Raw genomic sequence first — 26,544 nt, 5'->3', positions numbered from 1 at the left:
CGGCCGGTCGCTATAGGTAACAAGCAGCCAGAGGCGGACATCGCCACCTTGGGCTGTAAGGTGAGCTGAGGCTCGAAAATTTGTGAGTCGATAGAGCGAGCCAGTCCAAGGACTCATACTTGGAGTGGCCTCCTCTGAACGACACTACGTAATAATCTTGAGCAAGCGAGTAGAGTGATTATCAAGAATTCGCACAAGATCTGAAAGGCTGAGATTATTATTTAGAATAACCCGGCGCCGGTCAGTGCTCTGATGCTTGGCAAAGCGTGCATCGAATATTTTTAGATAGTCTCGTAGTTTCTCACCCTCATCCTCAGAGTTTGCGTAGCCCTTGTCTAAAATTAGTGCGACATCGCACTTCGACCTAGAGCTATCGGAATAACTGACACTGAAGTAAACTGGCCACCAACTCTCCCCTTTATATTTTTCCAAACCCGGTGGACAAATATCCAACCAAGCACGAGCATGAGCGATATTCTCACGCTTCAGACCAGGCACTTTTGCCGCAAGTGTCTCCTTGATTGATGCCATGCCTTGTGTCTCACGCAAGAGAGAAGTGGCTGCTTTGTTCTGCAGCATAAACATCATATATATATCGCTGCGGCTTTGAATCCAAGTCTTCTCAATACGACCTGTAGAGGCCTCGAGCAACTGCTTGATAGCAAAGCCATGAGCCTCATGGAGCTCAGCAGCAAGCGTTATGGCTCGATGGCTTACTGGACTCTCCCAGTCCGTCTGCCGGCTGCAGTAGCTGACTACAAGCCGAGCCGCAGCATTGCCTCGCTCAACATGGAGCAACGCTCTGTCAGCAGAGGCCTTCAACCAATCATAACCGAGATGCAGCCAATAGCCGTTCGAAGGACGATCAGACCAATCATCACCGGCAAACTCCCGGTCCAAGGCGATGAATACACTATCGTATTCTCGAAGATGAGGGTTACTGGCAATGGTCTCCATCCAGCTTTCACGGTAACCATCAAGTTGCTCACTACTATGAGTAGCGCCTGCCTTATTCTCAATCAGCAGAACAAACTTGTTGATTGGATCAATCACAAATAGATCAACTCGCTCTGATGCCTTCATTCCCAACTCACGGGCGGTGAAGACCGAGCCAAAGCTTGATGTGCGGATTCGGGAAGACGGCCACTCAGCAAAGAAACGTGCTGTAGTGCCTCTGCCATCCAGTCCACAGCCTTGTCGGGCAGCTTGCGCGGCGCTTAGGAGCAGGTCTCGGAGGATTTGATCGCCCTGACCATGTCCCTCACGAGGATCAAACATCCAGGCAAGAAGGTCTGAGTGCTGATTTTCGCTCAGAGAAATGACATCAAGAATGTCATCCCCTATTTTCAGAATCTCACACAGCTCTGACAGCTTATTATCACCAAAGAATAGTTCTACAGCTTCTTTTACTTCCACGTCTACATGCTCGTTAGAGGGGGAGAGTTGGACCAATATTTTATGAGGTAAGCAGCGCTACCTGTTCCAGCGCTAACAGATAAAGCATACTAAATTGCCACTGATTTTGTAGAAAAATTCAGAGGCCCGTTTTAGTCAATTTTATGACTAGTGTTTGATATCTATTATGGGTCGCTTCCGGTCCCAAGCAGGGAAATGGAATGCAGCAAGCCAATCTTTTAGGCTGATTCTTTATTCTCACTGCGAGGCTGCTTTCATCGGAAAGCAAAAAGCCGCCAGAAATGGCGGCTTTCGGGAATGGATCAGGTTGAAACCTTATCCACACTGGCGGCCGGCCAGGGACAGGCCGTTAGTCGAGCGCCATCGAAGGCTCGGCTGCGGACTGCGCCAGGGCGAGGAAACGCTTGCGTGCCTCGGCGCGCGAGGGCTTGCCCGAAGAGGTGCGCGGCAGGGAATGCGGCGGGACCAGTTCCACCTGGGCGGCGAGGCCGAACTCGCTGTTGATCAGCCCGCTCAGGGTGCGGACCAGCTGTTCGCGCTTCTGCGCATCGGTGATCCGGCACTGTACCTGCACCACGACGCGGGGCTCGGGGTCCGCCGGCACCAGGAAGGCGATCACGTCGCCGGGCCGCACGTCGGGCTGCGACTCGACCAGGGCCTCGATGTCCTGGGGCCAGATGTTGCGCCCGCGCACGATGAGCAGATCCTTCTGCCGCCCGGTGATGAACAGCTCGCCGTCATGCAGGTAGCCGAGGTCGCCGGTATCCAGCCAGCCGCCCTCCAGCACGGCCCGGGTCGACTCCTCGTCGCGGAAATAGCCCGACATCAGGCTGGGCCCCTGCACCATCACCCGGCCGATCTGGCGCTCGGCCAGCGGCCGTCCGGCCGCGTCGCGGATTTCCAGCCGGTGGCCGGGCAGGGCGGCGCCGCAATTGACGAAGGTGCTGGCCTTGTCGTCCTCGCCGTCGAAGGGCACGGCCTGCGACTGGTGCTCCAGGGCCCGGCGCTCGACCCGGTCGACCTGCAGACCGACGCCACGGCGGGCGAAGCTGACGCTCAGGGTGCATTCCGCCAGGCCGTAACCGGGCACGAAGGCCTTGGGATCGAAGCCCGCCGGTGCGAACTGTTCGGCGAAGCGCTGCAACACCTCGGCGCGGATCGGTTCGGCGCCGGTGCCGGCGACACGCCAGCTGGACAGATCGAAGCGGGCGGCTTCGCCTTCCCGGGTGCGGCGCGAGCAGAGGTCGTAGCCGAAGGGCGGGGCGGAGGTGACGGTGCCGCGGTTCTGGCTGATCAGCTGGAGCCACTGCCGCGGCCGCATGGCGAAATCCTGGGTGCGCAGGTAGTCCACCGACAACTGCGAGGCCATCGGGCTGAGGACGAAGCCCACCAGCCCGAGGTCGTGATAGAACGGCAGCCAGGAGACGCAGCGGTCGGCCGGGCGCAGGCCGATGCCGTACCGGGCGATGACCTGCAGGTTGGCCATGGCCGCCCGCTGGGTGACGACCACGCCGCGGGGAAAGCGGGTGCTGCCCGAGGTGTACTGCAGATAGGCGGTCTCGTCCGGCCGCGAAGGCTCCAGCGCCACGGACGGAACCGCGCGGCTCCTGATCTCCTGGAGCGTGCCGACGAAGCGCGGGGCGCAGGAGTCGGCGGCCTCGCGGGCGAACGGCAGCCAGCCGGCAGGCGCCAGGACGGCGCTCGGCGCGCAACTGCCCAGCAGGCCCCTGAGCTTTTCCACATAGGAGGCATGGCTGCCCAGACCGGACGGAATGGGCAGGGGCACCGCGATGAAACCGGCATATTGGCAGGCGTAGAACGCCTCCACGAAATCCGGATCGGTATCGGCGATCAAGGCGACCCGGTCGCCCCGCTGCAGACCCAGCCCGTGCAGGCGCCTGGCGGTAGCCTGTGCCGCCCCTCTCAGGGTCGCGTATTGGACGACGGCCGTCAGCCGGCAGCGGCCGTCATAGAAGTTCAGGCCGGTATGCCCGAGCGCGGCGTAATCGAGGGCTTCCGCCAGTGTCGGAAAATCGGCCAGACGCTGGGGCAGGGCGTGCCGGGAAAGCGTCGCGGACATATAAAGATCGGCCATTCGTTCAGTTCCTAAGTGTGCTGTCTCGGAAATAGCTTTTTCGCGGTCCGTGCAGTCATGGCTTCCAGGACCGTCGTATTGCGCGCGGGGCCGGAAAGTCGTGATGACGCTGGACGGCTCGCGGATCGAACTGAAGCCGACCTCGCGAAAGTGGGCGGTCATTTCGCGAAGGAAGGGTTCCGGCCTGTTCGTCCAGGAACTGGGCGTCGCTGTGAAGTGCAAATGAAACGCCTGGTGAAGATCAGTCGTGCCCGGCGGGTGTCGTGCTGGCCGATCGCGGCCAGTCTCCGGGTTCGATCTGGCCCAATACGATGCTGCGCACATCCATTGCCGTTTCCCCCTGAAATCGTTCGTCGCCGGTACGCAGCCCGGCCGGCCATATATCCTCGGCAAGCGCTGCCTGCATGCCCCTCGTGGCAAGGCACCGCTGAAGTTTATTAACAAATGTTTCGTCAAAGAATCGTTAAGGCGATTTCCGTATCGGGCCGAGGCTGGTTTTCACACACAAACCAGCAGCTCCGTAGGTCGGGTTAGCGTAGCGTAACCCGACAGCCTGCCCGGCATGCCTGTCGCGTCGGGTTACGCCCTACGGGCTAACCCGACCTACAGTTGCAGCAGTGATCCGGTATTTCATGAAAATGCTCTAACAGATATTCCGTCAAAGAATCGTCAAGGCGATTTCCGGATCGGGCTGAGGCTGGTTTTTACGCGCAAACCAGCAGCCGATTTGCAGAACCGGCTGTTCTGCCCGGTTACTTGTCGGCGACAACTCGAGAGTCGTATCGATGAAACCTTGTCGTCCGGGGGCGGAATTGTCCCGCCCGTTTCCGGACTGAAATTTCGACCGGCCATGCCGCGGGGTTCGAGGCGCCGGCGTCGAGCTGCCGCGCAGCCGGCTTGCTGCCTGGACTATGCTCTATCGGCGCCTGGTTTCCTCAGTGAGAGCATTCGGCCCGACTTTCGAAGTGTCGACCAGACCGCCCGGACAGGACGCGCCGTTCAGCCACGAAAGGGATTTTTCATGTCGCCGAAACTCGCTCCAAACTTGCAACTCTCCAAAGGCCTGCTCGATGTCCTGATCCGCGCCGGCCTGATCGCCGTCCTGACGATCTACTGCTACCAGGTCTTCCGCCCCTTTCTCGAGCTGATGCTCTGGTCGCTGATCCTCGCGGTCATGCTCTATCCGCTGCAGCGCCGGCTCGGTGCCCGGCTGGGCCACCACGAGGGCCGGACGGCCAGCCTCATCGTGGTGACCGGCCTGCTGATCCTGATGGTGCCGATCTACCTGCTCGGCATCTCGCTCGTCGAGTCGGCGCAGCAGGTCATGGAAACCGTCAGGGGCGACTCCCTGCGCATTCCGCCGCCGTCCGAGTCGGTGGCCAGCTGGCCGGTGATCGGCCAGCCCGTGCATGACCTCTGGCAGCAGGCGGCTTCCGACCTGTCCGGCTCGTTGGAGAAGTACAGGCCACAAATCCGCGAGTTCCTGCTCGGCCTGCTGGCCAGGATCGCCAGTATCGGCGCCGGCTTTCTGCTCTTCATCGCTGCCCTGGTCATCGCCGGCATCATGATGGCCTTCGGCGAACTCGGCCATCGCAGCGCCCATCGCATCGCCGTACGGATCGTCGGCCCGGAAAGAGGCGAGTCGCTCGTCGAGCTGTGCACGGCCACCATCCGCACCGTGGCCCAGGGGGTGCTCGGCATCGCCTTCATCCAGATGCTGCTGGTCGGCGTCGGCTTCGTGCTCATGGGCGTCCCGGGCGCCGGCCTGCTGGCCCTGGCGGTCCTGCTGCTCGGCATCATCCAGGTGCCGGCGACCCTGATCACCGTGCCGGTGATCATCTACGTCTTTTCCACGGAAGGCGCCAGCGTGACGACCATCGTGTTCGCCGTCTACAGCGTCCTTGCCGGCCTGGTGGACAACGTGCTCAAGCCGCTGCTGCTCGGCCGCGGCGTGGACGTGCCGATGCCGGTGGTGCTGATCGGTGCGCTCGGCGGCATGGTGGCCAGCGGCATCCTCGGCCTGTTCATCGGGCCGATCGTCCTGGCCGTGGGTTATCGCCTGTTCTGGCAGTGGGTGGACGACCAGCCTGCCGAGGTCGAAGCCGGTGGGCCAGGCGTCCCTTGAGGGCGGCGGCCCGGCCCATTCCGATCAGGGGAGGGCGGCCGGGCGGGCCGCCGGCAGGGCGCGGGCGATGTCCCGGCTGAGTGCCGCCAGGGCCCGGTCATGGGCCGCCACCAGGGCTTCGGTGTCGCCGCCCCTGGCTGGCTCGTCGATCGTCGAGCGGCCCGCCCTGACCAGCGCGCCCTTGGCGCTGCGGATCGTCCACAGGGCATCGAGGCTGGCCGCGGCGCCGGGCGCCGACTCGAAGCGCTGCACGTCCACCGCCACCCGGTAGTCGGGATCGGCCACGGCGCTCTGCGGGTAGGCCGCCACCCGGGCGCCGCCCAGCAGGTGCGTCAGATTGGCGGCGACGACCTGGGCGATGCCGCTCGGCAGCGGGGCGGCCCAGCGTGCCTGCTCGAGGATCTCCACCCGGTTGGGCGCACGGCGCAGGACCAGCTGCGGCCGGTCCACCGCCTCGGGCACGCTGACCGGCCCCACGCTCACGCTGTAGGCCGCCCTGGCCAGCGGTGCATCGGCCATGGCAACGGCGCTGAGGGTGTAGAAACGCTCTTCGGGGGCGTTGCTGGCGCAGCCGGCGAGGGCGGCCAGGGCCAGGCCGGCAAGGACCAGGGCAGGGGATTTCACCGTTCAGTCTCCTTCTTTTTGCCCCAGAGCAGCGCTTCGGGATGACGCTCGAGATAGTCGGACAGGGCGCGCAGGGACTTGGCGGTGCGCCCCAGCTCGCGGATGGCCTCGCGGGTGTCCTGCTGCAGGGGTTCGTCGGCGGCCATCATGCCCTGGGCGGTGTCCACGGCCTTGCGCGCCTCGCCCAGGGTGGCCGCCAGCTCGGGGGCCACCTGGGTATCCAGCCGGTTCAGCAGGCGACTGGTGCTCTGCAGGGTCTGCCGCAGGTCGGCGCCGATCTGCTCCAGCGGCAGCTTTTCCAGCCTGCTGGCGACGCGCTGCAGGGAGGCCTGCAGTTCGCCCAGGCTGCCGACCGTGGTGGGCAGTTGCGGTGGATCGCTTTCCCAGTCGATCTTGGCCGCGCTCGCCTGGGGGAAGACGTCGAGGGAGACGTAGAGCTGGCCGGTGAGCAGGTTGCCGCTGCGCAGCTGGGCGCGAAGGCCAGTGGCGACCAGCTCTTCGAGGAAACGCTTGCGCGCTTCCCCTTCGAACCTGGGCAGCGTGCTTTCCCGGGAGCGCAGCCGCAGTCGCTCCGGATAGAGGTTCACCTCGACCGGCATGACGATGCGCCGGCTGACGTGGTCCAGTTCCACCCGGATGGCCGATACCTCGCCGAGGGTGATGCCCTGGAAGTCCACCGGGGCGCCGACTTCCAGGCCGCGCAGGGATTCGTCGAAGAACAGGACCATCTTCAGCACGTCGCGCTCGGGATTGCGCATGGCCCGCGCCCGGTCGGCGAACAGCTCGAAGCGGGTGTCGGCCGCGGCGGCCGGCGAGGCGGCGGATTCCGGCGGCGTCTCGAAGGCCACCCCGCCCAGCAGGATCGAGACCATGGACTGGGTATCCACCTCGATGCCGCCGGCGCCGAGCTTGACGTCCAGCCCGCTGGCGTTCCAGAAGCGGGAGTTGTCGGTGACGAAGCGGTCGTAGGGCGCGTGGACGAACAGCCGCAGGCTCACCCCCCGGCCGTTCTCGTCGAGCTGGTAGGCCACCACCTGGCCGACCTGCAGGCGCCGGAAGAACACCGGCGCGCCCAGTTCGAGGGAGCCGAGGTCGGTGCTGTGCAGGACGAACTCGCGGCCCGGCGTGTCGAGCTGGATGAGCGGCGGCACCTCCAGGGCGGTGAAGGTCTTCTGAGCGCGGTCGGTCTTGCCGACGCCCACGCCGATGTACGAGCCGGACAGCACGGTGCCGAGTCCCGTCACGCTGCCGCCGGAAATGCGCGGCTTGACCAGCCAGAAGCGGGTGTCCTCGACCAGGTGGGGCTGGAAGTCCTTGACCAGCTCCGCGGTGGCGATCACCTGTTTGAGATCCTTGGACAGGGTCACGGTGGTGACCAGGCCGATCTCCACGTCCTTGTACCTGAGCTTGGTCTTGCCCGCCTCCAGGCCCTCGGCGTTCTTGAAGACGATGCTGATGACCGGACCCTGTTCGAGGATGGACTTCACCGCCAGCCAGCCGCCGATGAGGGCGGCCACCAGCGGCACCAGCCAGACCAGCTGCGGCTTCCAGCGCGATTTGGGGGCCGTCTCGGCCTCCGGCAGCGTGGACAGGTCGGGAGGCGAGGGGGCATCAGGCATCGTCTTTCTCCATGGAGTCCCAGATCAGGCGCGGATCGAAGCTCATCGCCGCGAACATGGTCAGCACCACCACGGCGCCGAAGGCCAGGGCCCCGGTGCCGGGGCGGATGGTCGCCAGGGCTTCGAGCTGCACCAGGGCCACCAGCAGGGTCACTACGTAAACGTCGAGCATCGACCAGCGCCCGACCAGTTCCACCAGGCGGTAGAGGCGGGTACGCTGCACCGGCTGCCAGCGGGCACGCAGCTGCACCGACAGCACGAGGACGATCAGGGCGAAGAGCTTGGCCATCGGCACCAGGATGCTGGCGATGAACACCACCAGGGCCAGGTGCCAGGAGCCGGAGATCCACAGGTACACCACACCGCTCATGATGGTGTCGTCCTGGGCGCCGAACAGGGAGCTGGTCTCCATGATCGGCAGCAGGTTGGCGGGGATGTAGAGGATCGCCGCGGCGACGATGAAGGCCCAGGTGCGGGCGATGCTGTCCGGCTTGCGGGTGTGCAGGGGGCTGCCGCAGCGCGGGCAGCGGGCGGCGTGCTCATGGCCTGCGCGGCTCAGCAGGCCGCAGCCGTGGCAGGTCGCCAGGTGCCAGCGGGCGGCGCTCGCCGGGCTCTTCATCGCGCCGCCTCCAGGCGTGTCCACAGGTCGCGGGCGTCGAAGGCAGCGGTCGCCGCCGCCATCAGCAGCATCACCCCGCCGAACGACCACAGGGCGATCCCCGGCACCACGATGGCGAGGTGGGCGAGCTTGACCAGCGCGACCAGGATGCCGAGCACGAACACCTCCAGCATGCTCCAGGGCTGGATCAGGGTCATGCCGCGGAACACCCGCCGGGCCTGCGGCGGCCGGCGTCCGAGACAGGCCGGCAGCAGCAGGTAGGTCATGGCCAGCATCTGCGTCAGGGGCGCGACGAAGGTGGTCACCAGCACCAGTCCGGCGACCAGGCGCATGTCGTTGCGGTACATGACCTGCGCCGCGCCGAGCAGGGTGGTCTGCACGAAGTCGCCGCTGAGCTTGAGGCCGACGATGGGAAAGACGTTGGCGAGGACGAAGAGGAACAGGGCGCCGAGGGTGCAGGCCAGGGCGCGCTCGGTGCTCTGCGGATGGCTGCGCAGCAGGGTCGCCCCGCAGCGCCGGCAGCGCGCCACGCCGCCCTGGGGCAGGAGCGGCTCGCGCTGCAGGAGGTCGCAGTCGTGGCAGGCGACCAGCGGCTGCTCGGCCATGCCCATCTCAGTCGTCCTCGCGGCGCTGTTGCGGCGCGCTGCCCGGCAGAGCGCCCGGCAGCGCCGGCTCGGCAGGCGGCGCCGCCTTCTTCGCGCCGCCGGTCTTCTCGGAAATCCGCTCCACCAGATAGTAGAACAGCGGGATGAAGAACACCGCGATCACCGTCGCCGCCAGCATCCCGCCGATCACCCCGGTGCCGATCGAGTGGCGGCTGTTCTCGGAGGCGCCGACGGCGATCGCCAGGGGCACGCAGCCGAGGATGAAGGCCAGCGAGGTCATCACGATGGGCCGCAGGCGTTCCTTCGCCGCGGTCATCGCCGCATCGAAGACCGACATGCCCTGTTCGCGGTTCAGCACGGCGAACTCGAAGATCAGGATGGCATTCTTCGCCGCCAGGGCCACCAGCATGGTCAGGCCGATCTGGAAGTACACGTCGTTGACCAGCCCGCGCAAGAGGATCGCCAGCAGGGCGCCGAACAGCGCGAAGGGCACCGCCAGCAGCACGCCGACCGGCAGCGACCACTTCTCGTACTGGGCGGCGAGGATCAAAAACACCATGATCAGGCCGAAGACGAACACCTGGGAGGTGGTGCCGCCGGCCTTCTTCTCCTCGAAGGCCTCGCCGCTCAGGGCCAGGCCATAGTCGCTGGTCATGACCTCCGCGGCCACCGCTTCGAGGGCCTGGAGCGCCTGCCCGGAGCTGAAGCCCGGCGCCGCGTTGGCGGTGATCTTCACCGCCGGGAAGTTGTTGAAGCGGGTCAGGAGGTCGGGGCCGGTGACGTAGCGGGTGGTCAGCAGGGCCTTGAGCGGGACCATCTCGCCGCTGCGGCTGCGCACGTAGATCTGCTGCAGGTCGTCGACCTTGAGGCGATAGGAGGGCTCGGCCTGCAGGATCACCTGCCACAGACGGCTGAACTTGTTGAACTGCGACACGTACAGCGAGCCGAACATGGTCTGCATGGTGCTGTACACGTCCTCCACCGGCACGCCCAGGGTTTCCGCCTTTTCCCGGTCCACGTCGGCGAGCAACTGCTGGGAGAAGGCGTTGAAGGTGGAGGTGATGGTGCCGAGTTCCGGGCGTTGTCTGGCCTGGACCACGAAGTTGTTCACCAGCTCGGCCAGTTGGCTGACGGTGCCGTCGCCCTTGCTCTGGATCCACACCTCCATGCCGCCGGTGGTGCCCAGGCCGGGAATGGACGGTGGGTTGACCGGCAGGATGAGCCCCTCGCGCACCTGGGAGAGTGTCTGGCCGGCCGCCCTGATGACGGCGGAGGCACCCTGCGCCTGGATGGTTTCCGCGTCCTTGTAGCGCTCCTCGAAATCCTTGAAGCCGACGAAGAAGGTGCCGGCGTTGTTCTTGTTCTGGCTGTCCAGCAGGCTGTAGCCGTTGACGACGGCCACCCCTTCGACGGCCTCGTTGTTCATGAAGTAGTCGCTGGCGACCTTGCCCACCTCGCTGGTGCGATCCAGGCTGGCGGCGTCGGGCATGATCACCGCACCGAGCAGGTAGCCCTGATCCTCGGGCGGCAGGAAGGCGCCGGGAATCCGCTGCGCCATCAGCACCGTCAGGACGATCATGCCGGCGAACAGCAGCAGCGCCAGCACGAAGCGCTTGATCATGAAGGCCACCGAACGGGAGTAGCCCTCGGTCATGCGCTCGAAGCTGCGTTCGAACCAGCGGAAGAAGCCGCGCTTCTCGCCGTGGGCGGGCTTGAGCAGGATGGCGGCCAGGGCCGGCGACAGGGTCAGGGCCACCAGGCCGGAGATCACTACCGAGATGGCGATGGTAATGGCGAACTGCTTGTAGAGCTGGCCGGTGATGCCGCCCATGAAGGCCACCGGAATGAACACCGCGCAAAGCACCAGCACGATGGCCACCACCGGGCCGGCCACCTCGTCCATGGCCCGCTTGGCGGCGTCCTTGGGATTCATCTTGTGGACGTGCATGTTGCGCTCGACGTTCTCGATCACCACGATGGCGTCGTCCACCACGATGCCGATCGCCAGCACCATGCCGAACAGGGTCAGCATGTTGACGGAGAAACCCAGGGCGGTCATGCCGATGAAGGTGCCGACGATCGACACCGGCACCGCCAGCACCGGGATCAGGGTGGCGCGCAGGCTCTGCAGGAACAGGTAGACCACCGCCACCACCAGCACCAGGGCCTCGAAGAAGGTTTTCACCACCTCGTTGATGGACGCGCGGGTGAAGGCCGTGGTGTCCATCACGATCGTGTACTCGAGGCCGGCGGGAAAGCTCTTCTCCATCTCCGCCAGGGTCTCCCGGACCGCGGCGGACACCTCCAGGGCGTTGGCGCCGGGCTGCTGGTAGACCGCCATCAGGGTTGCCGGCCTGCCCTGGTAGGTGCTGCGCAGCGAGTAGTCCTTCTGGCCGAGTTCGGCACGGCCGATGTCGCGCAGGCGAACGATGGCCGCCCCGCCGCTGGCGGCACGGATGATGATGTTCTCGAACTCGGCGGGCTCGCTCAGGCGGCCCTTGGTGGTGACGGCGAAGGACTGCTCCACCGGCTGGCCGGTGGGGGACTGGCCGATGCGGCCCACGGCGAACTGCTGGTTCTGGTTGGCCACCGCCTGCTGCACGTCGGTGGCCGAGATGCCCAGCTGGGCCATCCGGTCCGGCTTCAGCCAGATCCGCATGGCGTAGTCCGGGGTGCCGAAGATGGCGGCCTGGTTGGCCCCGGGGATGCGCTTGATGGCATCCAGGAGGTAGATGTTCGTGTAGTTGGCGATGTAGGTGCTGTCGTAGCGGTCCTCGGGGGAATACACCGCGATGACCATCATGAAGGCCGAGGACTTCTTCTGCACGTTGATGCCCTGGGCCTGGACCGCCGACGGCAGCTGCGGCAGGGCCAGGTTCACCCGGTTCTGCACGTCCACCTGGGCGAGGGAAGGGTCGGTGCCGATCTCGAAGAAGACGTTGAGGGTCATGTTGCCCGTCGCCGAACTCGACGAGTACATGTAGATCATGTCGTCGGCGCCGTTGACCTGCTGTTCGATGGGCGCCGCCACGTTGTTGGCCACCACTTCGGCGTCGGCGCCGGGGTAGGTGGCCGACACCGTGATCTGCGGCGGGGTGATGTCCGGATACTGGGCCACGGGCAGATTGAACATCGCCACCGCCCCGGCCAGGGTGATGACGATGGAAATCACCGAGGCGAAGATCGGCCGGTCGATGCAGTAATGGGAGATGCTCATGGGGTCCGTCCGCTCATGGCGCCGATCCCTGGTCGGATGGCGTGACCTTCAGCCGCTCCTGCTGGCCGGGCCAGGCCTCGGCCGCCACCGGGCGCTGCCGCTCGCCCGCTCCTTCCGTGGCGGGACGGGCATCGACGATCTTCAGCGGGACCCCGGGCGCCACCCGGATCGCACCGTCGACCACGATGCGCTCGCCGAGGCGCAGGCCCTGGCTGACGAACCAGTCGTCGCCGTGCCAGTCGCCCATTGCCACGACGCGCTGCTCGGGCTTGCCGTCGTTGTCGATCACCCACACGTAATGGCTTCTGGGACCCTGCAGGACCGCCCGCTGGGGCACCAGCACGGCCTTGGGCCGGGTCGCGCCCTTGAGGTGGGCGCGCACGAACTGGCCGGGACGCAGCAGCCCCTTGGAGTTGGCCAGCTCTGCCCGGATCAGGAAGGTGCCGGTTTCCTCGCTGAAGGAGAAATCGGCAAAGCTGAGGCGGCCGCGATCGGGCACCAGCGAGCCGTCGGCCAGCACCACTTCGACTTCGAAGGCGTTGTTCGGCGGGAACCTGAGCTGGCCGGCGGCAATCTCGCTGCGATACTTCAGCATCTCGTTTTCCGAGAGGCTGAAGTTGACGTAGATGGGGTCCACCTGCGACACATGGGTCAGCAGGCCCGCTTCGCCCGGCGTCACGTAGCTGCCATCCTGCTGCCTGGCAGAGCCCGACACGCCGGTGAGGGGCGAGGCGATGGTGGTATAGCCGAGATTGATTTGCGCCGTGCGCACCGCCCCCTCGGCGCTGAGCACGGCGGCCTGGGCCTGCCGCTCGTTGCCGATGGCATCGTCGAGACTCTTCTTGCTGAGCGCGCCCAGCTTCACCAGGGGGCGGACCCGGACCAGGTCGGCCCTGGCCATTTCCAGGCGCGCCTGTTGCTGGGCGAGTTGTCCCTGGGCCGACTGCAGCGCCGCTTCGAAAGGCTTGGGGTCCATCTGGAACAGGACCTGCCCGGCCTTCACCAGCTCGCCTTCGTTGTACAGCCGCTTGTCCAGGAAGCCCGCGACGCGGGCGCGGATTTCCACCTCCCGGGAGCTCTCGGTCTGGGCGACGAATTCCAGTGTCACCGGGGTATCCTGCGCGGCCACCGTCATGGCGGTCACTTCGGTGGGCGGCCGCGCCGGGGCGACCGGCTTTTCGTCGCAGCCGGCCAGCAGGACGAGGCCGCCGGCCAGGCAGGCGATCCGCAAAGCGAGACGGCTTGGGAGCCTGCCAAAGCCCGGACGGATGCGCCGGAAAAAGCGAGTGATCATGGGCAAACCCCACGTGATGATTGTGCTGCCAGCCTTGCCTGCCGGGCTTGCTGCAGAGTTCTCCGGGCTGTCGGTTGCGCGCCGGGCTCAGGCCATGATGTTCACGCCGCCGTCCACGTACAGCGTCTCGCCGGACAGGCGGCGGGCGTAGGGGCTGGCCAGGTAGGCGCAGGTGAAGCCCACGTCCATGATGTCCACCAGCTCCCCGAGCGGCGCGCGCTGCGCCGCCTCGTTGAGCAGCAGGTCGAAATCCTTGAGGCCGGAGGCGGCGCGGGTCTTGAGTGGGCCGGGGGAGATGGCATGCACGCGGATGCCTTTGGGGCCGAGTTCGTAGGCGAGATAGCGGCAGGACGCCTCCAGCGCGGCCTTCACCGGTCCCATCAGGTTGTAGTTGGGCACCACCTTGTTGGCCCCGTAATAGCTCATGGCGAACAGGGTCCCGCCGTTGGTCATGAGCGGCGCCGCCAGACGGGCCATGCGCACGAAGGAATGGCAGGAGATATCCATGGCCAGGCCGAAACCCTCCGCCGAGGAGTCGAGCAGGCCGCCCTGCAGGTCTTCCTTGGGTGCCCAGGCAACGGCATGCACTAGGATGTCCAGTCGTCCCCATTGCCGGGTGATCGTCTCGAACACCGCTTCGAGCTCGCCGGCCTTGGCGACATCCAGCGGCATGAAGATCGGCGCCTTCAGCTCCCTGGCCAGCGGCTCGACGTAGGTGCGGGTCTTGTCGTTGGCGTAGGTGATGGCCACCTCGGCACCGAGTTCGGCGAAGGCCTTGGCGCAGCCGTAGGCGATCGAGTGTTCGTTGGCCACGCCGACCACCAGCGCCTTGGTGCCCTTGAGCAGCGGGCGGGGAGTCTCCGGAGTCATGTCCTTTTTCCTCGGGTTCTCAGGTGGGCGAAATCGTCTGCCGGGTATGGCGGGCGATCATCAGTTCCTCGTTGGTGGCGAGCGTCCAGGCCGACACCGTGCTGGAGGCCGTGCTGATCCGCGGTCCGCCGGCTTCGTTGGCGGCTTCGTCCAGCTCCACGCCCAGCCAGGCGGCGTCGCGGCAGACGCGCGCGCGGATCGCCGGAGCGTGCTCGCCGATGCCGCCGGTGAATACCAGGGCATCGAGCCCGCCCAGGGCCGCGGCCAGGGAGCCGAGCTCGCGGCCGATGCGGTAGACGAAGAGGTCCACCGCCAAGGCAGCGCGCGGTGCGTCGCTGGCCAAGAGTTCGCGCATGTCGCTGGAAATCCCCGACACGCCGAGCAGTCCGGATTCCTTGTAGATCAGTCGCTCGATGGCGCGGGCGTCCATCTTCAGTTCGTCCATGAGATAGAGGATCACTCCCGGATCGATGTTGCCGCAGCGGGTGCCCATCGGCAGGCCGTCCACCGCGGTGAAGCCCATGGTGCTGGCCATGCTCCGGCCGGCGGCCATGGCGCACAGGCTGGCGCCGTTGCCCAGGTGGGCGACCACGACCCGGCCGGCGGCGGCCTCGGGGGCCAGTTGCGGCAGCACGCTGGCGATATATTCGTAGGATAGACCGTGGAAGCCATAACGCCGCACGCCGCGCTCGGTGATGGCCGACGGCAGGGCGAACAGCTGGGCGAGCTCGGGCTGCCGGCGGTGGAAGGCGGTGTCGAAGCAGGCCACCTGGGGCAGCTGCGGCGCCCGTTCGGCCACGGCGCGGATCGGCGCCAGGTTGTGGGGCTGGTGCAGGGGCGCGAGGGGGACGAACTTCTCCAGCTTCGCCAGTACCTCGGCGTCCACCCGCACGGGCTGGGAGAACGCCTGACCGCCGTGGACCACCCGGTGGCCCACCGCCATCAGCTGGTATTCATCCCGGAAGCCCTGCAGGAATTCCACCAGATGGTGGGCTGCGCCGTCGTGGCCGAGGCGGGTGCCGTCGGCCCAGCGCCGCTCGTCGAGGATGGCGCCCGCGGTGTCCCGGGCGATGAAGTGCGGCGCGCCGTTGAGCCCCTCGATCTGCCCGCGCAGGCGGAGTTCCGGCCCGCCGGGAGGGTCGGCGAAGAGCGAGAACTTGAGGCTGGAGGAGCCGGCGTTGAGGACCAGGATCGCATTCTGCATGGCTCAGCCCATCGCCTTCCCGGCGTTCTCGCGCCGGGCCTTGGCCACCAGGGACGCCACCGCGCAGGACGCCAGGCGAGTGGTCAGCGAGTCGGCGCGGCTGGTCAGGATGATCGGCACCCGCGCGCCCAGCACGATGCCGGCGGCATCCGCGCCGGCGAGGAAGGACAGGCTCTTGGCGAGCATGTTGCCGGCCTCCAGGTCGGGCACCACCAGCACGTTGGCGCGGCCCGCCACCGGCGAGTCGATCTTCTTGATCTGCGCCGCCTCCAGGCTGATGGCGTTGTCCAGGGCCAGGGGTCCGTCGAGGATGGCGCCGGTGATCTGCCGGCGGTCGGCCATCTTGCACAGGGCGGCCGCCTCGACGGTGGAGGGCACGGCTGGGTTGACGGTCTCCATTGCCGAGAGGATCGCCACCCGCACCTCCTTCTTCTCCGGACTGACCTGCAACAGCGCGTGGGCCAGGTCGATGGCGTTCTGGGTGATGTCCATCTTCTCGGCGAGGGTCGGCGCGATGTTCACCGCGGCGTCGGTGATGATCAGGGTGTCCGCGTGCCCCGGCACGTCCATCACGAAGCAGTGGCTGACCCGGCGCGCGGTGCGCAGCCCGGTCTCCCGCTTGACCACCGCGCCCATCAGCTCGTCGGTGTGCAGGCTGCCCTTCATCAGCGCCTCGGCCTTGCCTTCGCGCACCAGCGCCACCGCGCGGGCGGCGGCGGCCTGGCTGTAGGGGGCGTCCTCGATCGGCAGTCCGCCGATGTCGATGCCGTGCTGCGCGGCCAGCGCCTCGATCTGCTCGCGCGGGCCGACCAGGATCGGCGCGATCAGGCCGTTTTGCGCCGCATCCACCACGCCCTGCAGGGAGCTCTGGTCGCAGGGCCAGGCCACTGCCGTGGGGGTGGGCGGCAGGGCGCTGCAGTAGTCGATCAGGCGTCGGTATTTTTCGTGGCTGCCGGTCATTGAGTGTCTCCGTTTCTCGGGGCTCAGGCTTTCTTCTTCACGGCGGCGATGCGCCGCCGGGGGGCGGGCTTGCTGCCCAGCACGTCGCGGATGCGCTCGAGCATGGCCTGCTGTTCGGCGGTCGGCTTGCTCCGCTGGACGCGCTCGTCCGCCATCAGGCGTTCGAGCAGGACCAGCAGCCGGTCGCGCTCCTCTGTCTCGGCCAGCAGGGCGGGCAGGGTGGCGATGGCCTGCCCGGGCTCGTAGCTGACGATGATTTCCTGTTCGCCGCGGATACGCCGCCACTCCTCGGCGGGCAGGGTGGGCAGCAGATCGACGTAGTCCCGGGCGATTTCCTGCTTCGTCACCAGTCGCGACAGGGGCACGTCGCCCTTGCCGGTGAGCAGGGCCGCCACCCGGGCGAAGGCCTCGCTGTAGCCGCCTTCGCCGATGGCGGCCAGGGTTTCCTGGATGAAGGGCTGTTCCCGCGGCTCGGCCACGCCGGCCGCGACCGGCTGCTCCGCGCCGGGCCGGTCGGCCAGGTACAGGGCGAACAGGTTGCCGTAGGTCTGGAAGAACATCGCCTCGCCGAGGGCATCGCGCATCGCCCGGTAATAGTCCAGGGAGGCGCTGATCAGCTCGGAGGCCAGCTTCTCGCTGTGGTGGGGCTGATCGTCCGTATCCGCTGCCTGGCGCTGCGCCTTGACCGCCGCGGCGGCGGGGCCCAGCCACCAGAGCCAGGGATTGCGGTCGGAAATGGCCCAGTGCTGTACCCGCAGGGGGTGAAACTCCCGCAACGCCTTGGCGGAGCGCTCGCTGGACAGGGCCTGCACCAGGGGCTGGGCGAAGATCTGGTAGGCTCGCTGGTTGAACTCGGACAGCGCGGCCACCGCCTCGAAGGGCTTCTCGTCGGCCCGCTGCAGGCGGTTGAGCCGGGCAGAAATCTCCTCCAGGCGATGCTCGTGGAACTCCACCGCGTACTCCACCTGGCCGCCGCTGCCCCTGTGCTCGCTGATGGACATGCCGTACAGGCCGGGGGGCAGCATCTCGATGGATTTCAGCACCTCGACGATCTGCGCGTGTTCCTTGCGGGCCACCTTGCCGGACACGAAGATCCCCAGGTGGCCGATGTCCTGGTGCAGCAGGCCGACGATGACCTGGCCGCGGGCCTTGATCTCCTCGGTGCTGCCGTAGACGTCCGCCACCCAGTTGAAGGCCTGCTGGGGCGGGGTGATGTTGTCGCCCAGGGAGGCGAACAGGATGATCGGCGACTTGATGTCGCGCAGGTCGAAGGCCTTGCCGCTACCGCTGCGGGTCTCGCCGGACCAGAGCTTGTTGCCGACGAAGAGGTTGCGGGTGATCCATTCGATCTCCTCGCGGTTCATCAGGAAGTAGCCGCCCCACCAGCGCTCGAACTCCAGGAAGCGCGGCGGCTCGGTGTCGATGTTGGCGAACAGGTGGTAGTACTTGTCCCAGTAGGTGTTGGCGGGGTTCAGGCTCTCGAAGTTCTGCACCAGCCAGGCGCCGTCGAAGACGCCGTTGCCCAGGTCGGAGGCGAAGGAGGCCAGCCAGGTGCCGCCGAGCAGTCCGCCGGCGTAGCGCATGGGGTTGTCGCCCTCGCCCTCCTGCCAGGCGCCGCCCCAGTAGGACATCGGCGAGCCGTTGATCACCACCGGGCCGGTGGCGTCCGGGTCCGAGGTGGCCAGCATCATCGCCGCCCAGCCGCCCTGGCAGTTGCCGACCAGCACCGGCTTGGGGCTGTCCGGGTGCAGCTCGCGCACCTTGCGCACGAAGCGCTGCTCGGCGGCGCACACATCCAGCAGGGTCTGGCCTGGCTCCGGCTCGCGGAAGAAGATCACGAAGTACACCGGATGCCCCTCGCGCAGGGCCACCCCCACCTGGGAGTCGTCCTTGAAGCCGCCGATCCCCGGGCCGTGCCCGGCCCGCGGGTCGAGAATCATGTAGGGCCGCAGCCTGGGGTCCAGCTGCACCCCGGGGGGCGGCAGGATGCGCAGCAGGGCGTAGTTGACCGGGCGCTCGAAGGTGCGCCCGTCCAGCACCGTCTCGTAGTCGAAATGCAGCAGGGGCGGCTGGCCCTGCTGCAGGTGCTCCAGATAGTTGTTGCCGCGCTGGCGCAGGGTGTCCCAGAACAGTACCGAGCGCTGGGTAGCGTCCACGCCATAGCGGTACCAGGCGTTCCAGAGGCTCCAGGGCGTGAGGGGCTTGGCCGTCAGGCCGGCCATTTCCTTCTCCCAGGCCGTGCGCACCCGTTCCCTGAGGTTTTCCTGGGCGATCCGGGCGCGTTTTTCGAAGAGTTTCTTGGCCTTGCCGGAAATATCCTGGCTGCGTGCCAGCCGGGCTGCGATGTCCATGCTCATGCCCCAAAAGTCGTGATTCGAGGCTCAGTCTAGGCAGCGACATCAAATTGACCATGCCGCTCGTCTGGTTTCTTCTGGCTGCCTTTTTTCCGGTCGGCGGTACATGGCTCTTACCGCCTTGTGCTGCGCTCGTGGCCGAATGTCGCTCAGCGGTGCGGGCGGCGGCGGAGTGCCTACACTGAGTCCGGGCGGAGCCCGCCGGCCGACAGTGGGTGGGTTCCCGAATCGTGTTTTCACACTGCAAGGAGACTCCCATGTTCACACCCGGTCATGTGCATCGCGAGCAGAAGGTGGACAAGCTCAACCGCCAGGCCTTCACCTGCGATGTCTATTACGAGGTGCGCGAAGATCCCCAGGAGGGGCCGATGCTGCACCTGCGCATGGAGGGCGAGATCGACGGCAAATCCTTTGCGGATGAATGCGAGCTGCACCGCGACATGGCCTTCGACTTCATGAATGCGCTGACCCAGATCGCCGTGCGCAACGGCTTCCAGCCGCGCTTCGGGCCGGTCCTGCGCGAGCATGGCGAATACGACGCCATGTTCCGGGACATTCGCGAAAAGCTGGGGATACACCCCGGCGATCCGATCAACCTCGATCATCTGCCCGGCGTCTGAAGCCGCCCTGCGGGCGCCGGATCGCGTTGTCCGGCGCCCGCAGGGCGGCTCGTCCATTTCCCTTCCGTTCAGCGCGAGGCCTGGCCCTTGGTCTCGCTATAGGCCCGGTCCAGACGTTCGCGCACCTGTTTGGCCCAGTCGTCCAGGGCCTGGTAGGTGTCGCTGGCGCTGGCCTTGACCGAGGGCGAGACCTCGTTGCCGCTGGCGGCGCTGACCGATTGGCCGAGGACTTCCCCGGTCCTGGCGTTGCGGATCTCGGTTTCGAAGAAGATCCGTACCTGCTGGTCGCGCACGCCGGCGAGCTGCATGCCGGCGCCGATCAGAAAACCGATCGGAAGGTATTCGCCAACCTTCATGTCGCGGGCGTTGCGGATCAGCCCGGTGATCGCCGGGCGCACGCGCAGACTGCGCGCATCGCCGGACGTCACCAGCTGGTAGCCGCCGGCCTGCAGTTCGCGACGGATGGCCAGATTGAGATGGGACAGGACCTTGGCGGTTTCCTCGCCGCGCTCGGCGATCAGCTTCTGGGTGTCGGGGTCCACGTAATAGCGGGCCGGTTCGAGGACGATCCGCTTGTCGTAGTCCTGGCGCAGGTTCAGGCCTGGCTTGACCCAGTACTCGCTGTTGTCCCAGTAGGGGTCCTTGACCAGCCGGCTGTAGTCGTCGAGAAAGCCCGAATGGCGGGTTTCCGAGGAGGGGATGTTGCTGCAGGCGGTGCCGGCGAGCACCAGGACGGCGAGCGCGAATTTCCAGGAACGCATGTTCGATCTCCCTTGGGTTTCCTTGGAGAGTCGAGTCTAGAAGGTTCCCGGACGGGGCCCGGTGATTCCGACGGGCTGCGGGGCAGGCCGGCTGACAGGCCTTCGAGCCTGCGTCTCCACTGGACGCAGGCGTGCAGCCCGGCTCGCCGTTCCGCGCAGGCCGCCTACGCGTTGCCGGTCTTTTCCGGGGGGCGCGCCATCAGGCGCTGGCGTTCGCGGTGGGCCTTTTCCACCATCTGCAGGATGCAGCCGGTGCTGTAGTGCTGGGCGAAGGCGAGGGCGCTCGGCGGCGATTGCAGGTACATGGAGAGCAGCATCTGCTTCAGGTGGTGCTGCTGGAAGACGAACTCCTGCTCCTGGGCATGCCACATGGCCTGCAGCGCGGAGAGATGCCCGGGCGTTTCGCTGCCGGCCAGTGCAAGGAGGCTGCGGAAGGCCCGGTAGGCGGGGGGGCCGCCCTGCGGGTCGGAACCCCGGTCCAGTTCGCGGGGGATGTCCTGCATCGCGTGGTAGAGCGGCAGGTAGGGGGTGCCGAGGGGCGAGCCGAGGGTCTGCCAGATCAGCCCGCGCAGTTCGGTGGGCATGTCCGCGCTCAGGCAGACGATGTGGCTCGCCTCGGTCCTGTCGTGCGCGCTCGGCCGGCCCGTACCGCCTTCGAACACCCTCCACATGCTGGTGCCGCGCAACACCGTCATCACATCGGTGACGCAGAGCCGGCCATCGGGCTTCAGGAACAGCGGATAGCGCGGCTGTCGTGGGCCCTGGCGTTGCGAGGAGCTCAGGTGCTTCTGGGTGAGCCAGATCCGTTCGGCGTCGTGGGGGCTGCCGGGGACGCCGAAGGCTCCGGCGAAATCGAAGCGCCGGCGGTCGGGATCGGCCAGCAGGCGGTGCTCCGTGACGAACTCGAACAGCCCGCGGGAATGCAGCACGCCGGCCCCGTCGAGGTCGACGTCATGGACGCGCATGGTGCCGGCCGCGACCAGGTAGCTGTCGGCGGGAATCCGCACCGCGATCCAGTGATGCGCCGAACCGGTCTCCAGGTACCAAGCCTCGAAGGCGTCGGCGAGAATCGCGCCGCAGGCTTCGCTGGCGCCGTAGCGCTCGATGTAGTAGCCCAGCAGTTCCACGCCATGGCGGGCGCTCAGGGCCTGCGGCAGCAGCAGGGTGGGAATCACCGCTTCCTCGATACCGGCCTCGGCCAGCAGCGGATCGGCGGCCATGGCCTGCGGGTTCAGGCGCCGGGCGTTGGTCGTCGAAACGGCGACGTTGTTCTCGTTGATCCCGCGTCCCTCGTGGAGATGGCACCTGGCTGCGCGATGGGGTTGCGCATCGGGCATGGCGCTGTAGGCGAAGCCGTTGGCCGGCAGGGGCACGCCGAGGCCGTTGCCCAGGGTCCAGATCCCCTCGTGCACGACCAGGGGACTGGCGTATTCCGGCTCGCTCCGATAGGCGAGGTAGCGGTTCCAGCGATGACCGCGGCCATCCTCGTTGCGGCAAACCATGATCTGGTTGTCCGTGCTCGCTTCCCTGCCGATTGCGATGTTGATGCACATGGAAGAACTCTCTGCTGCACCGGAAATGGACGGGGCATGAAAGGGACATGCCCGGCGGACAGGGCCAATACGCCGGTGGCGTTGGCGTCTTTGTCGGCAATCCCTGAAGCAAGGCCTGTTCCATGTGGTCAACTTATTGATTTTTATTGATTTATTTGTTCGCTTTGGGAGTTTGGCGGAAAAGAATGGACGAATCCAGCCAGGGCGGCGCGGGCCGGATGGACGAAGTCATCCATGTCCGGACAGGGCGGTCCGGCCCGGACATGGAGGCAGGGAACGCCCCCGGACGGGGGCGCCAAGGCGATGCAGGCAGGTTAGAGGGTCGTGATCTTGCTGTAGGTCAGCCGGCTGGGGCGCAGCTTCATGCGCACCAGGGAGACCAGGAAGCCGAAGCCGGCCTGGTTCGGGTCGATGACCGGGACGTAGCTGCCCAGGGTTTCCTCCAGCAGGGTGGCGACCCGGCCGGCCACGTCGACGAAGCCGGTGCAGCCCAGCAGCAGCGACTGCGCGCCGTCCTCGCGGACCGCCTTGAGGGCCTGTTCGAAGGTCCGGGCGACCACCACGTCGAGGTTGCCGAGGTCGGCCACGTTGCAGTCCACGGCGTGGATCGAGGCGAACGACTCGCTGAGGCCATAGCTCAGGACGTGGCCGCGCTGCATGGCCAGGGTGCTCTGCAGCACGGTGATGATGGAAAAGCGCTGGCTCAGGGCCAGGGCACTGAAGGCCGAGGTCGGGAAGCCGCCGACGATCGGGATGTCGATGACTTCGCGGGCGGCCTCGACGCCGCACATGTCGAAGTCGGTCAGCCAGATGCCGTCGAAGCCTTCCTGTTCCAGCTGGCGCGCCAGTTCCACCACCGGCATGCCGTTCTGCAGCCAGTTGGTGCGGTTCTCGATGCAGGCATGGCCTGCGGCGATGGCGCGGATTTCCACCTGCACGTCGGCCGGCACCACCGGATCGATGGCCTGCAGGATGCGCGCGTTGTAGGCGTCGGTCGCCGCCGGGACCAGCACGGCGATACGGATGGGAGCGTTCATGCGCCGACCTCCGCGCGGTCCCGCTGTAGTTCGCCGACCGGCACGTAGGGGCCCAGATAGCCCATGCTGGCCAGCAGCTGCCGGAAGGAGTCGAGGATCAGTCCGCCCGGCGTGCGCAGCGCGGGGTCGGCCTGCCAGGCGAGCAGGGTGACGGTGCGCTGCCTGACCTCGGGGTTGAGGCTGCCATCGGCCAGCACCAGGTCGCCGTTGGAATACACCGCCTGGCCCGGGCCCTCGACGAAGTACGCCAGGCTGTCGGGGGCCAGCAGGATGGGGGCGGGACGCGCGCTGTCCCAGGCCAGCAGCGATTCGTTCTGGTAGACCACGGTGTAGCGGCGCGCTCCGGCCTGCAGGTGGACCTTGCCGAGGTCGAAGCCGCCGGTGGTATCCACTTCGGCGGCGACCAGCTCGCCGGGCTGGGAGATCGCCCGGGCGAGGATGCCGAACGCCTTGTCGAGGTAGTCGATCATGGCCGCCGCACTGCCGATCTCTCCGGCCTGCAGGGCGCGGCCCAGCTGCAGCGCTCGGGACAGGGTAGCGCGGATCGGCAGCGCGGCGGGCAGCTCGGCCGGGCTCATGATCCACATGGCCAGGCCGCCGAACTCGCCGAACTGCGCGGCGGCGACGATCGGCCGGGTCATCTGCTCGACGATCACCGAGACGTCCTGCTGGTGGGCCGGATCGCCGTTGATGCCGCTGCGCGGCGTCACGTCCAGCTCCACGCACAGTTCGCCCTGGCTGACCAGGAAGGTCGGCCGCGGGCTGATCTCGGCGGCGGCGTAGGTCAGCATCGGCAGCGAGGGCACGGCGCGCCCGGCGCCGTCGGCGTCGACCACCGCGAGTCCCAGCTTGGCGGCCACCAGACAGGCGACGACGAAGCCGAGGGCGCCGCTTTCCGGGGACACCACATAGGCCAGCCGGCGGCCCTGGGCCGCCAGGCGCGCCTGCACCTGCCGGGCTGCGGCCACGGGACCGATGGGATAGGTGGTGCTGTTGATCGCTTCGGGGGCGCCCATGTAGGCGACCATCACGGTGTCCCCGTCGCCGGCCTCTTCCACCGACACCACCCGCACGCGCTGGCTGGGGTAGTAGTCGCCCGCGTGGAAGTTCGCCGCCAGGTGGCGGGCGGAGGTGATGGTGCCGCCGCCGCCGCTGCCGAAGAAGGCCCCGCCCAGCAGCAATGCTTCCAGGTCCTGGGGACCGAGTTCAAACGCCATGTGTCACTCCTTGTCTTGCATGGTTGTGGTGCGTGATCAGTGGCCGGTGCCCAGCTCCGCGAGCAGTTGCAGCGCCCGGGCCAGGCTCGGCGGTGGCGCCTCCGGGGCGACGCCGCGCAGCGCCCGGGCGAGCAGCTCGGCGGCCTGCTGCGCGCGGCGGGTCTGGCGCAGCAGCAGGGCGAGCTGGGTGGCGGCGGCTATGCGCGCGGACACCGAGCCCAGCGCCATGGCGGTGGACAGGGCGCTGCGCAGCTCCTGCTCGGCGCCGTCCGGGTCGCCCTGTGCCCAGCGGGCCCGCGCCTTGAGGGTCTGCAGCTCGCCCAGATAGGTCCGCTCCTGGTGCTCCAGGGCCAGGTCCAGCGCATGGGCCAGCAGGCTTTCGCAGTCGGCGGGACGTCCGGCCTGCAGCAGCAGCTCGCCGCGCTGCCAGGCCTGGAAGGAATGGAACAGGCGGCCGCCGTGGTTGAGCATGTGGCTCTGGTAGCCCTCGAGCATGAAGCGCTCGGCCTCGTCGAAGGCGCCGAGCGAGCCCATGTGGCAGCCGCGGAAGACCTGGCCGATGCCCCGGTAGAAGGTGAAGCCGTGCTGCTCGGAGAGGGAGTCCAGGTCCGCCGCCAGCGGCCCGAGGCGCTCCCGGTCCTCGAACAGGCAGGCCAGCCAGACGGCGCCCTGCAGGGCCAGGGCCCGGTTGAAGGGATGCGGGTTGTCCTCCCCGCAGCGCAGCAGCAGGCGCTGCATGGCCTGGCGCGCCCGGGCGAAGGCGCCCAGCTGGAAGGCCGCCAGGCCCTCGAAGGTCAGCGCCAGGGCGACCAGGTCGAAGCCCTGCAGGCCGCTGCGCGCCTCGTCCTCGCCGCCCTGCAGCAGTCCGCCGCGGGCCAGGCAGGCCAGGGCTTCCTCGCAGTCGCCCAGCCAGAACAGGGTGTTGGCCATGGCCACGTGGGCCTCGTCGAGGGCGGCCGGACTGCCGAGGTCGCGGGCGCGCTGCAGCATGTCCTGCGCCGTGGCGCGGGCCCTGCCCAGCTCCAGGGTCATCAGCTGGGTGACCCAGATGCCGAACTGCATGGAGGCCAGCTCGCTGCCGTAGCCCAGGCCCTCTCCCGCCTGCAGGGCCGCTTCGTAGCAGGCGCAGGCCTCGGCGCACAACCAGCCGTTCACGCTGCGCAGGCTGACGCCGAGCAGGCGGTAGGCCTCGAACTGCAGGACGTGTGCCCCGTCGCGCCGGCTCAACTGGTCGAGACAGCGGCGCAGTGGCGGGATCGCCTCGCGGAATTCCGCCGCCTCGACCCGCCGGCGGCCTTCCTCGAGCAGGAGTTCGGCATCCTGGCCGCGGCTCTCGCGGGACTTCAGGCGCCGCTCGACGACCTTGCGGCTGACGCCCAGCAGCTGGGCGGCCGCGCTCTTGTTGCCGCCGCTGCGCTGCAGCGCCCGGTCGATCAGCAGGTTCTCGGCCGCCTGCAGCTTGTTGTCGCCTTCCAGCGCCAGCAGGGCGTCGGCCAGCTCGTCCTGTTCGGCGGAAGCGTTCTGGGACGGCGCCAGGAAGGGCTCCAGTTCGGCGAGGCCGATCCGCTCGGAGAGGGCCAGCACGCCCAGCCGGTCGATCAGGTTGCGCAGCTGGCGCACATGGCCCGGCCAGGGCGCCTGGCGCAGCCGCTCGAGCGCCACCTCGGAGAACGACAGCGGCCGTGGCTGGCGGGCGGCGAAGTGCGTCACCAGCGCCGGGATGTCCTCGCGGCGCTGGTCGAGGCCGGGCACCTCGAGTACGAACACCGTCAGGCGGTGGTAGAGATCCTCGCGGAAGCGGCCTTCGCGGACCATGGCCTGCAGGTCGCGGTGGGTGGCGGCGACCACCCGGCCCTCGAAGCGCAGCGACTCGCTGGCGCCGATCGGGCGGAAGCTGCGGGTCTCCAGCACCCGCAGCAGGCGGGTCTGCAGGGCCAGCGGCAGCTCGCCGATCTCGTCGAGAAACAGCGTGCCGCGACCGACCTGCTGGAAGTAGCCGGGGCGCTGGCTGGTCGCCCCGGTGAAGGCGCCACGGGCATGGCCGAACAGTTCCGACTCGATGAGGTTTTCCGGAATCGCTCCGCAGTTGACGTCGACGAAGGGCTGCCCGGGATGCAGGCCCTGCGCGTGTACCCGTCGCGCCACCACTTCCTTGCCCGAGCCGGTGGGGCCGCAGATCAGCAGGGTGTGCGTGGTGGGGGCGATGCGCTCGACCAGGCTCAGCAGGCTGCGGAAGCGGGCCGATTCGCCGACGATTTCCGTCGGTGTGCCGAATGAAGCAGAGTCGAGCATCAGCACCATTCCTTGGCGAGGCAGGCTGGGCGGGGTGGGGCAGCTTGCACCGATCTGGAGCA

General features: G+C 67.3%; 20 protein-coding genes. 3 read left to right on the top strand and 17 right to left on the bottom strand.

Annotated features, from left to right (window positions below):
• Positions 1–144 precede the first annotated feature (144 nt).
• Both ACG10_RS21110 and ACG10_RS21105 read right to left on the bottom strand, forming a co-directional pair.
• Positions 145–1,416 (bottom strand): PDDEXK-like family protein, encoded by a 1,272-nt coding sequence (locus ACG10_RS21110; RefSeq protein WP_089169723.1) that lies wholly within the window; start codon positions 1,414–1,416, stop codon positions 145–147.
• Positions 1,417–1,765: 349 nt separating this feature from the next.
• Positions 1,766–3,511: a fatty acyl-AMP ligase gene (locus tag ACG10_RS21105; RefSeq protein ID WP_089169722.1), complete on the bottom strand. Its 1,746-nt coding sequence runs from the start codon at positions 3,509–3,511 to the stop codon at positions 1,766–1,768.
• Positions 3,512–3,614: 103 nt separating this feature from the next.
• Between ACG10_RS21105 and ACG10_RS24785 the strand changes: the two genes are divergently transcribed.
• Positions 3,615–3,737 carry a hypothetical protein gene (locus tag ACG10_RS24785; RefSeq protein ID WP_269768802.1) on the top strand — a complete coding sequence of 41 codons (123 nt, stop codon included), beginning with the start codon at positions 3,615–3,617 and terminating at the stop codon, positions 3,735–3,737.
• Positions 3,738–4,532: 795 nt separating this feature from the next.
• Positions 4,533–5,636: an AI-2E family transporter gene (locus ACG10_RS21100; protein ID WP_089169721.1), complete on the top strand. Its 1,104-nt coding sequence runs from the start codon at positions 4,533–4,535 to the stop codon at positions 5,634–5,636.
• A 24-nt stretch (positions 5,637–5,660) separates the two neighbouring features.
• On the opposite strand, the gene ACG10_RS21095 is transcribed toward ACG10_RS21100, so the two are convergent.
• The 10 genes from ACG10_RS21095 to ACG10_RS21050 form a co-directional block, all read right to left on the bottom strand.
• Positions 5,661–6,260 (bottom strand): PqiC family protein, encoded by a 600-nt coding sequence (locus tag ACG10_RS21095; RefSeq protein ID WP_089169720.1) that lies wholly within the window; start codon positions 6,258–6,260, stop codon positions 5,661–5,663.
• Positions 6,257–7,879, bottom strand: a complete 1,623-nt coding sequence (locus ACG10_RS21090; RefSeq protein WP_089169719.1) for a PqiB family protein — start codon at positions 7,877–7,879, stop codon at positions 6,257–6,259. The genes ACG10_RS21095 and ACG10_RS21090 overlap by 4 nt, the downstream gene beginning before the upstream one ends.
• Positions 7,872–8,498, bottom strand: a complete 627-nt coding sequence (locus ACG10_RS21085) for a paraquat-inducible protein A (protein WP_039807172.1) — start codon at positions 8,496–8,498, stop codon at positions 7,872–7,874. The genes ACG10_RS21090 and ACG10_RS21085 overlap by 8 nt, the downstream gene beginning before the upstream one ends.
• Positions 8,495–9,109 (bottom strand): paraquat-inducible protein A, encoded by a 615-nt coding sequence (locus tag ACG10_RS21080; RefSeq protein WP_089169718.1) that lies wholly within the window; start codon positions 9,107–9,109, stop codon positions 8,495–8,497. Before ACG10_RS21080 ends, ACG10_RS21085 begins: the two co-directional genes overlap by 4 nt.
• 1 nt (position 9,110) lies before the next feature.
• Positions 9,111–12,320, bottom strand: coding sequence for an efflux RND transporter permease subunit (locus ACG10_RS21075; protein WP_089169717.1), 3,210 nt, complete (start codon positions 12,318–12,320; stop codon positions 9,111–9,113).
• Between the two features lie 13 nt (positions 12,321–12,333).
• On the bottom strand, positions 12,334–13,455 hold the full coding sequence (locus ACG10_RS21070) for an efflux RND transporter periplasmic adaptor subunit (RefSeq protein WP_198319094.1): 1,122 nt from the start codon (positions 13,453–13,455) through the stop codon (positions 12,334–12,336).
• A gap of 246 nt (positions 13,456–13,701) precedes the next feature.
• Positions 13,702–14,484, bottom strand: a complete 783-nt coding sequence (gene fabI / locus ACG10_RS21065) for an enoyl-ACP reductase FabI (protein ID WP_089169715.1) — start codon at positions 14,482–14,484, stop codon at positions 13,702–13,704.
• 19 nt (positions 14,485–14,503) lie between these two features.
• Positions 14,504–15,688: an acetate/propionate family kinase gene (locus tag ACG10_RS21060; protein WP_089169714.1), complete on the bottom strand. Its 1,185-nt coding sequence runs from the start codon at positions 15,686–15,688 to the stop codon at positions 14,504–14,506.
• A 3-nt stretch (positions 15,689–15,691) separates the two neighbouring features.
• Complete coding sequence (locus tag ACG10_RS21055) at positions 15,692–16,648, bottom strand: phosphate acetyltransferase (RefSeq protein ID WP_039807160.1); 957 nt, start codon at positions 16,646–16,648, stop codon at positions 15,692–15,694.
• Positions 16,649–16,671: 23 nt separating this feature from the next.
• On the bottom strand, positions 16,672–18,999 hold the full coding sequence (locus tag ACG10_RS21050) for a DUF3141 domain-containing protein (protein ID WP_232487154.1): 2,328 nt from the start codon (positions 18,997–18,999) through the stop codon (positions 16,672–16,674).
• A gap of 260 nt (positions 19,000–19,259) precedes the next feature.
• Here ACG10_RS21050 and ACG10_RS21045 point away from each other — a divergent pair, with 260 nt between their 5' ends.
• Positions 19,260–19,622 carry a DUF5064 family protein gene (locus ACG10_RS21045; RefSeq protein WP_089169713.1) on the top strand — a complete coding sequence of 121 codons (363 nt, stop codon included), beginning with the start codon at positions 19,260–19,262 and terminating at the stop codon, positions 19,620–19,622.
• Positions 19,623–19,690: 68 nt separating this feature from the next.
• Here the strand turns inward: ACG10_RS21045 and ACG10_RS21040 are convergent, their stop codons facing one another.
• The 5 genes from ACG10_RS21040 to ACG10_RS21020 form a co-directional block, all read right to left on the bottom strand.
• A complete protein-coding gene (locus ACG10_RS21040) occupies positions 19,691–20,383 on the bottom strand; it encodes a DUF3313 domain-containing protein (RefSeq protein WP_089169712.1) in 693 nt (230 codons plus the stop codon).
• Between the two features lie 164 nt (positions 20,384–20,547).
• Positions 20,548–21,936 (bottom strand): C69 family dipeptidase, encoded by a 1,389-nt coding sequence (locus tag ACG10_RS21035; RefSeq protein ID WP_089169711.1) that lies wholly within the window; start codon positions 21,934–21,936, stop codon positions 20,548–20,550.
• 314 nt (positions 21,937–22,250) lie between these two features.
• Positions 22,251–22,973 (bottom strand): aspartate/glutamate racemase family protein, encoded by a 723-nt coding sequence (locus ACG10_RS21030; RefSeq protein ID WP_089169710.1) that lies wholly within the window; start codon positions 22,971–22,973, stop codon positions 22,251–22,253.
• Positions 22,970–24,190 carry a DUF917 domain-containing protein gene (locus tag ACG10_RS21025; protein ID WP_089169709.1) on the bottom strand — a complete coding sequence of 407 codons (1,221 nt, stop codon included), beginning with the start codon at positions 24,188–24,190 and terminating at the stop codon, positions 22,970–22,972. The genes ACG10_RS21030 and ACG10_RS21025 overlap by 4 nt, the downstream gene beginning before the upstream one ends.
• Positions 24,191–24,226: 36 nt before the next feature.
• On the bottom strand, positions 24,227–26,482 hold the full coding sequence (locus ACG10_RS21020) for a sigma-54-dependent transcriptional regulator (protein ID WP_198318985.1): 2,256 nt from the start codon (positions 26,480–26,482) through the stop codon (positions 24,227–24,229).
• Positions 26,483–26,544 lie beyond the last annotated feature (62 nt).

Source organism: Azotobacter chroococcum (assembly GCF_002220155.1).
Classification (GTDB): Bacteria; Pseudomonadota; Gammaproteobacteria; order Pseudomonadales; family Pseudomonadaceae; genus Azotobacter; species Azotobacter chroococcum.
Note: the sequence above shows the minus strand (reverse complement) of the source record. Positions and strands in the feature narration are given on the sequence as shown.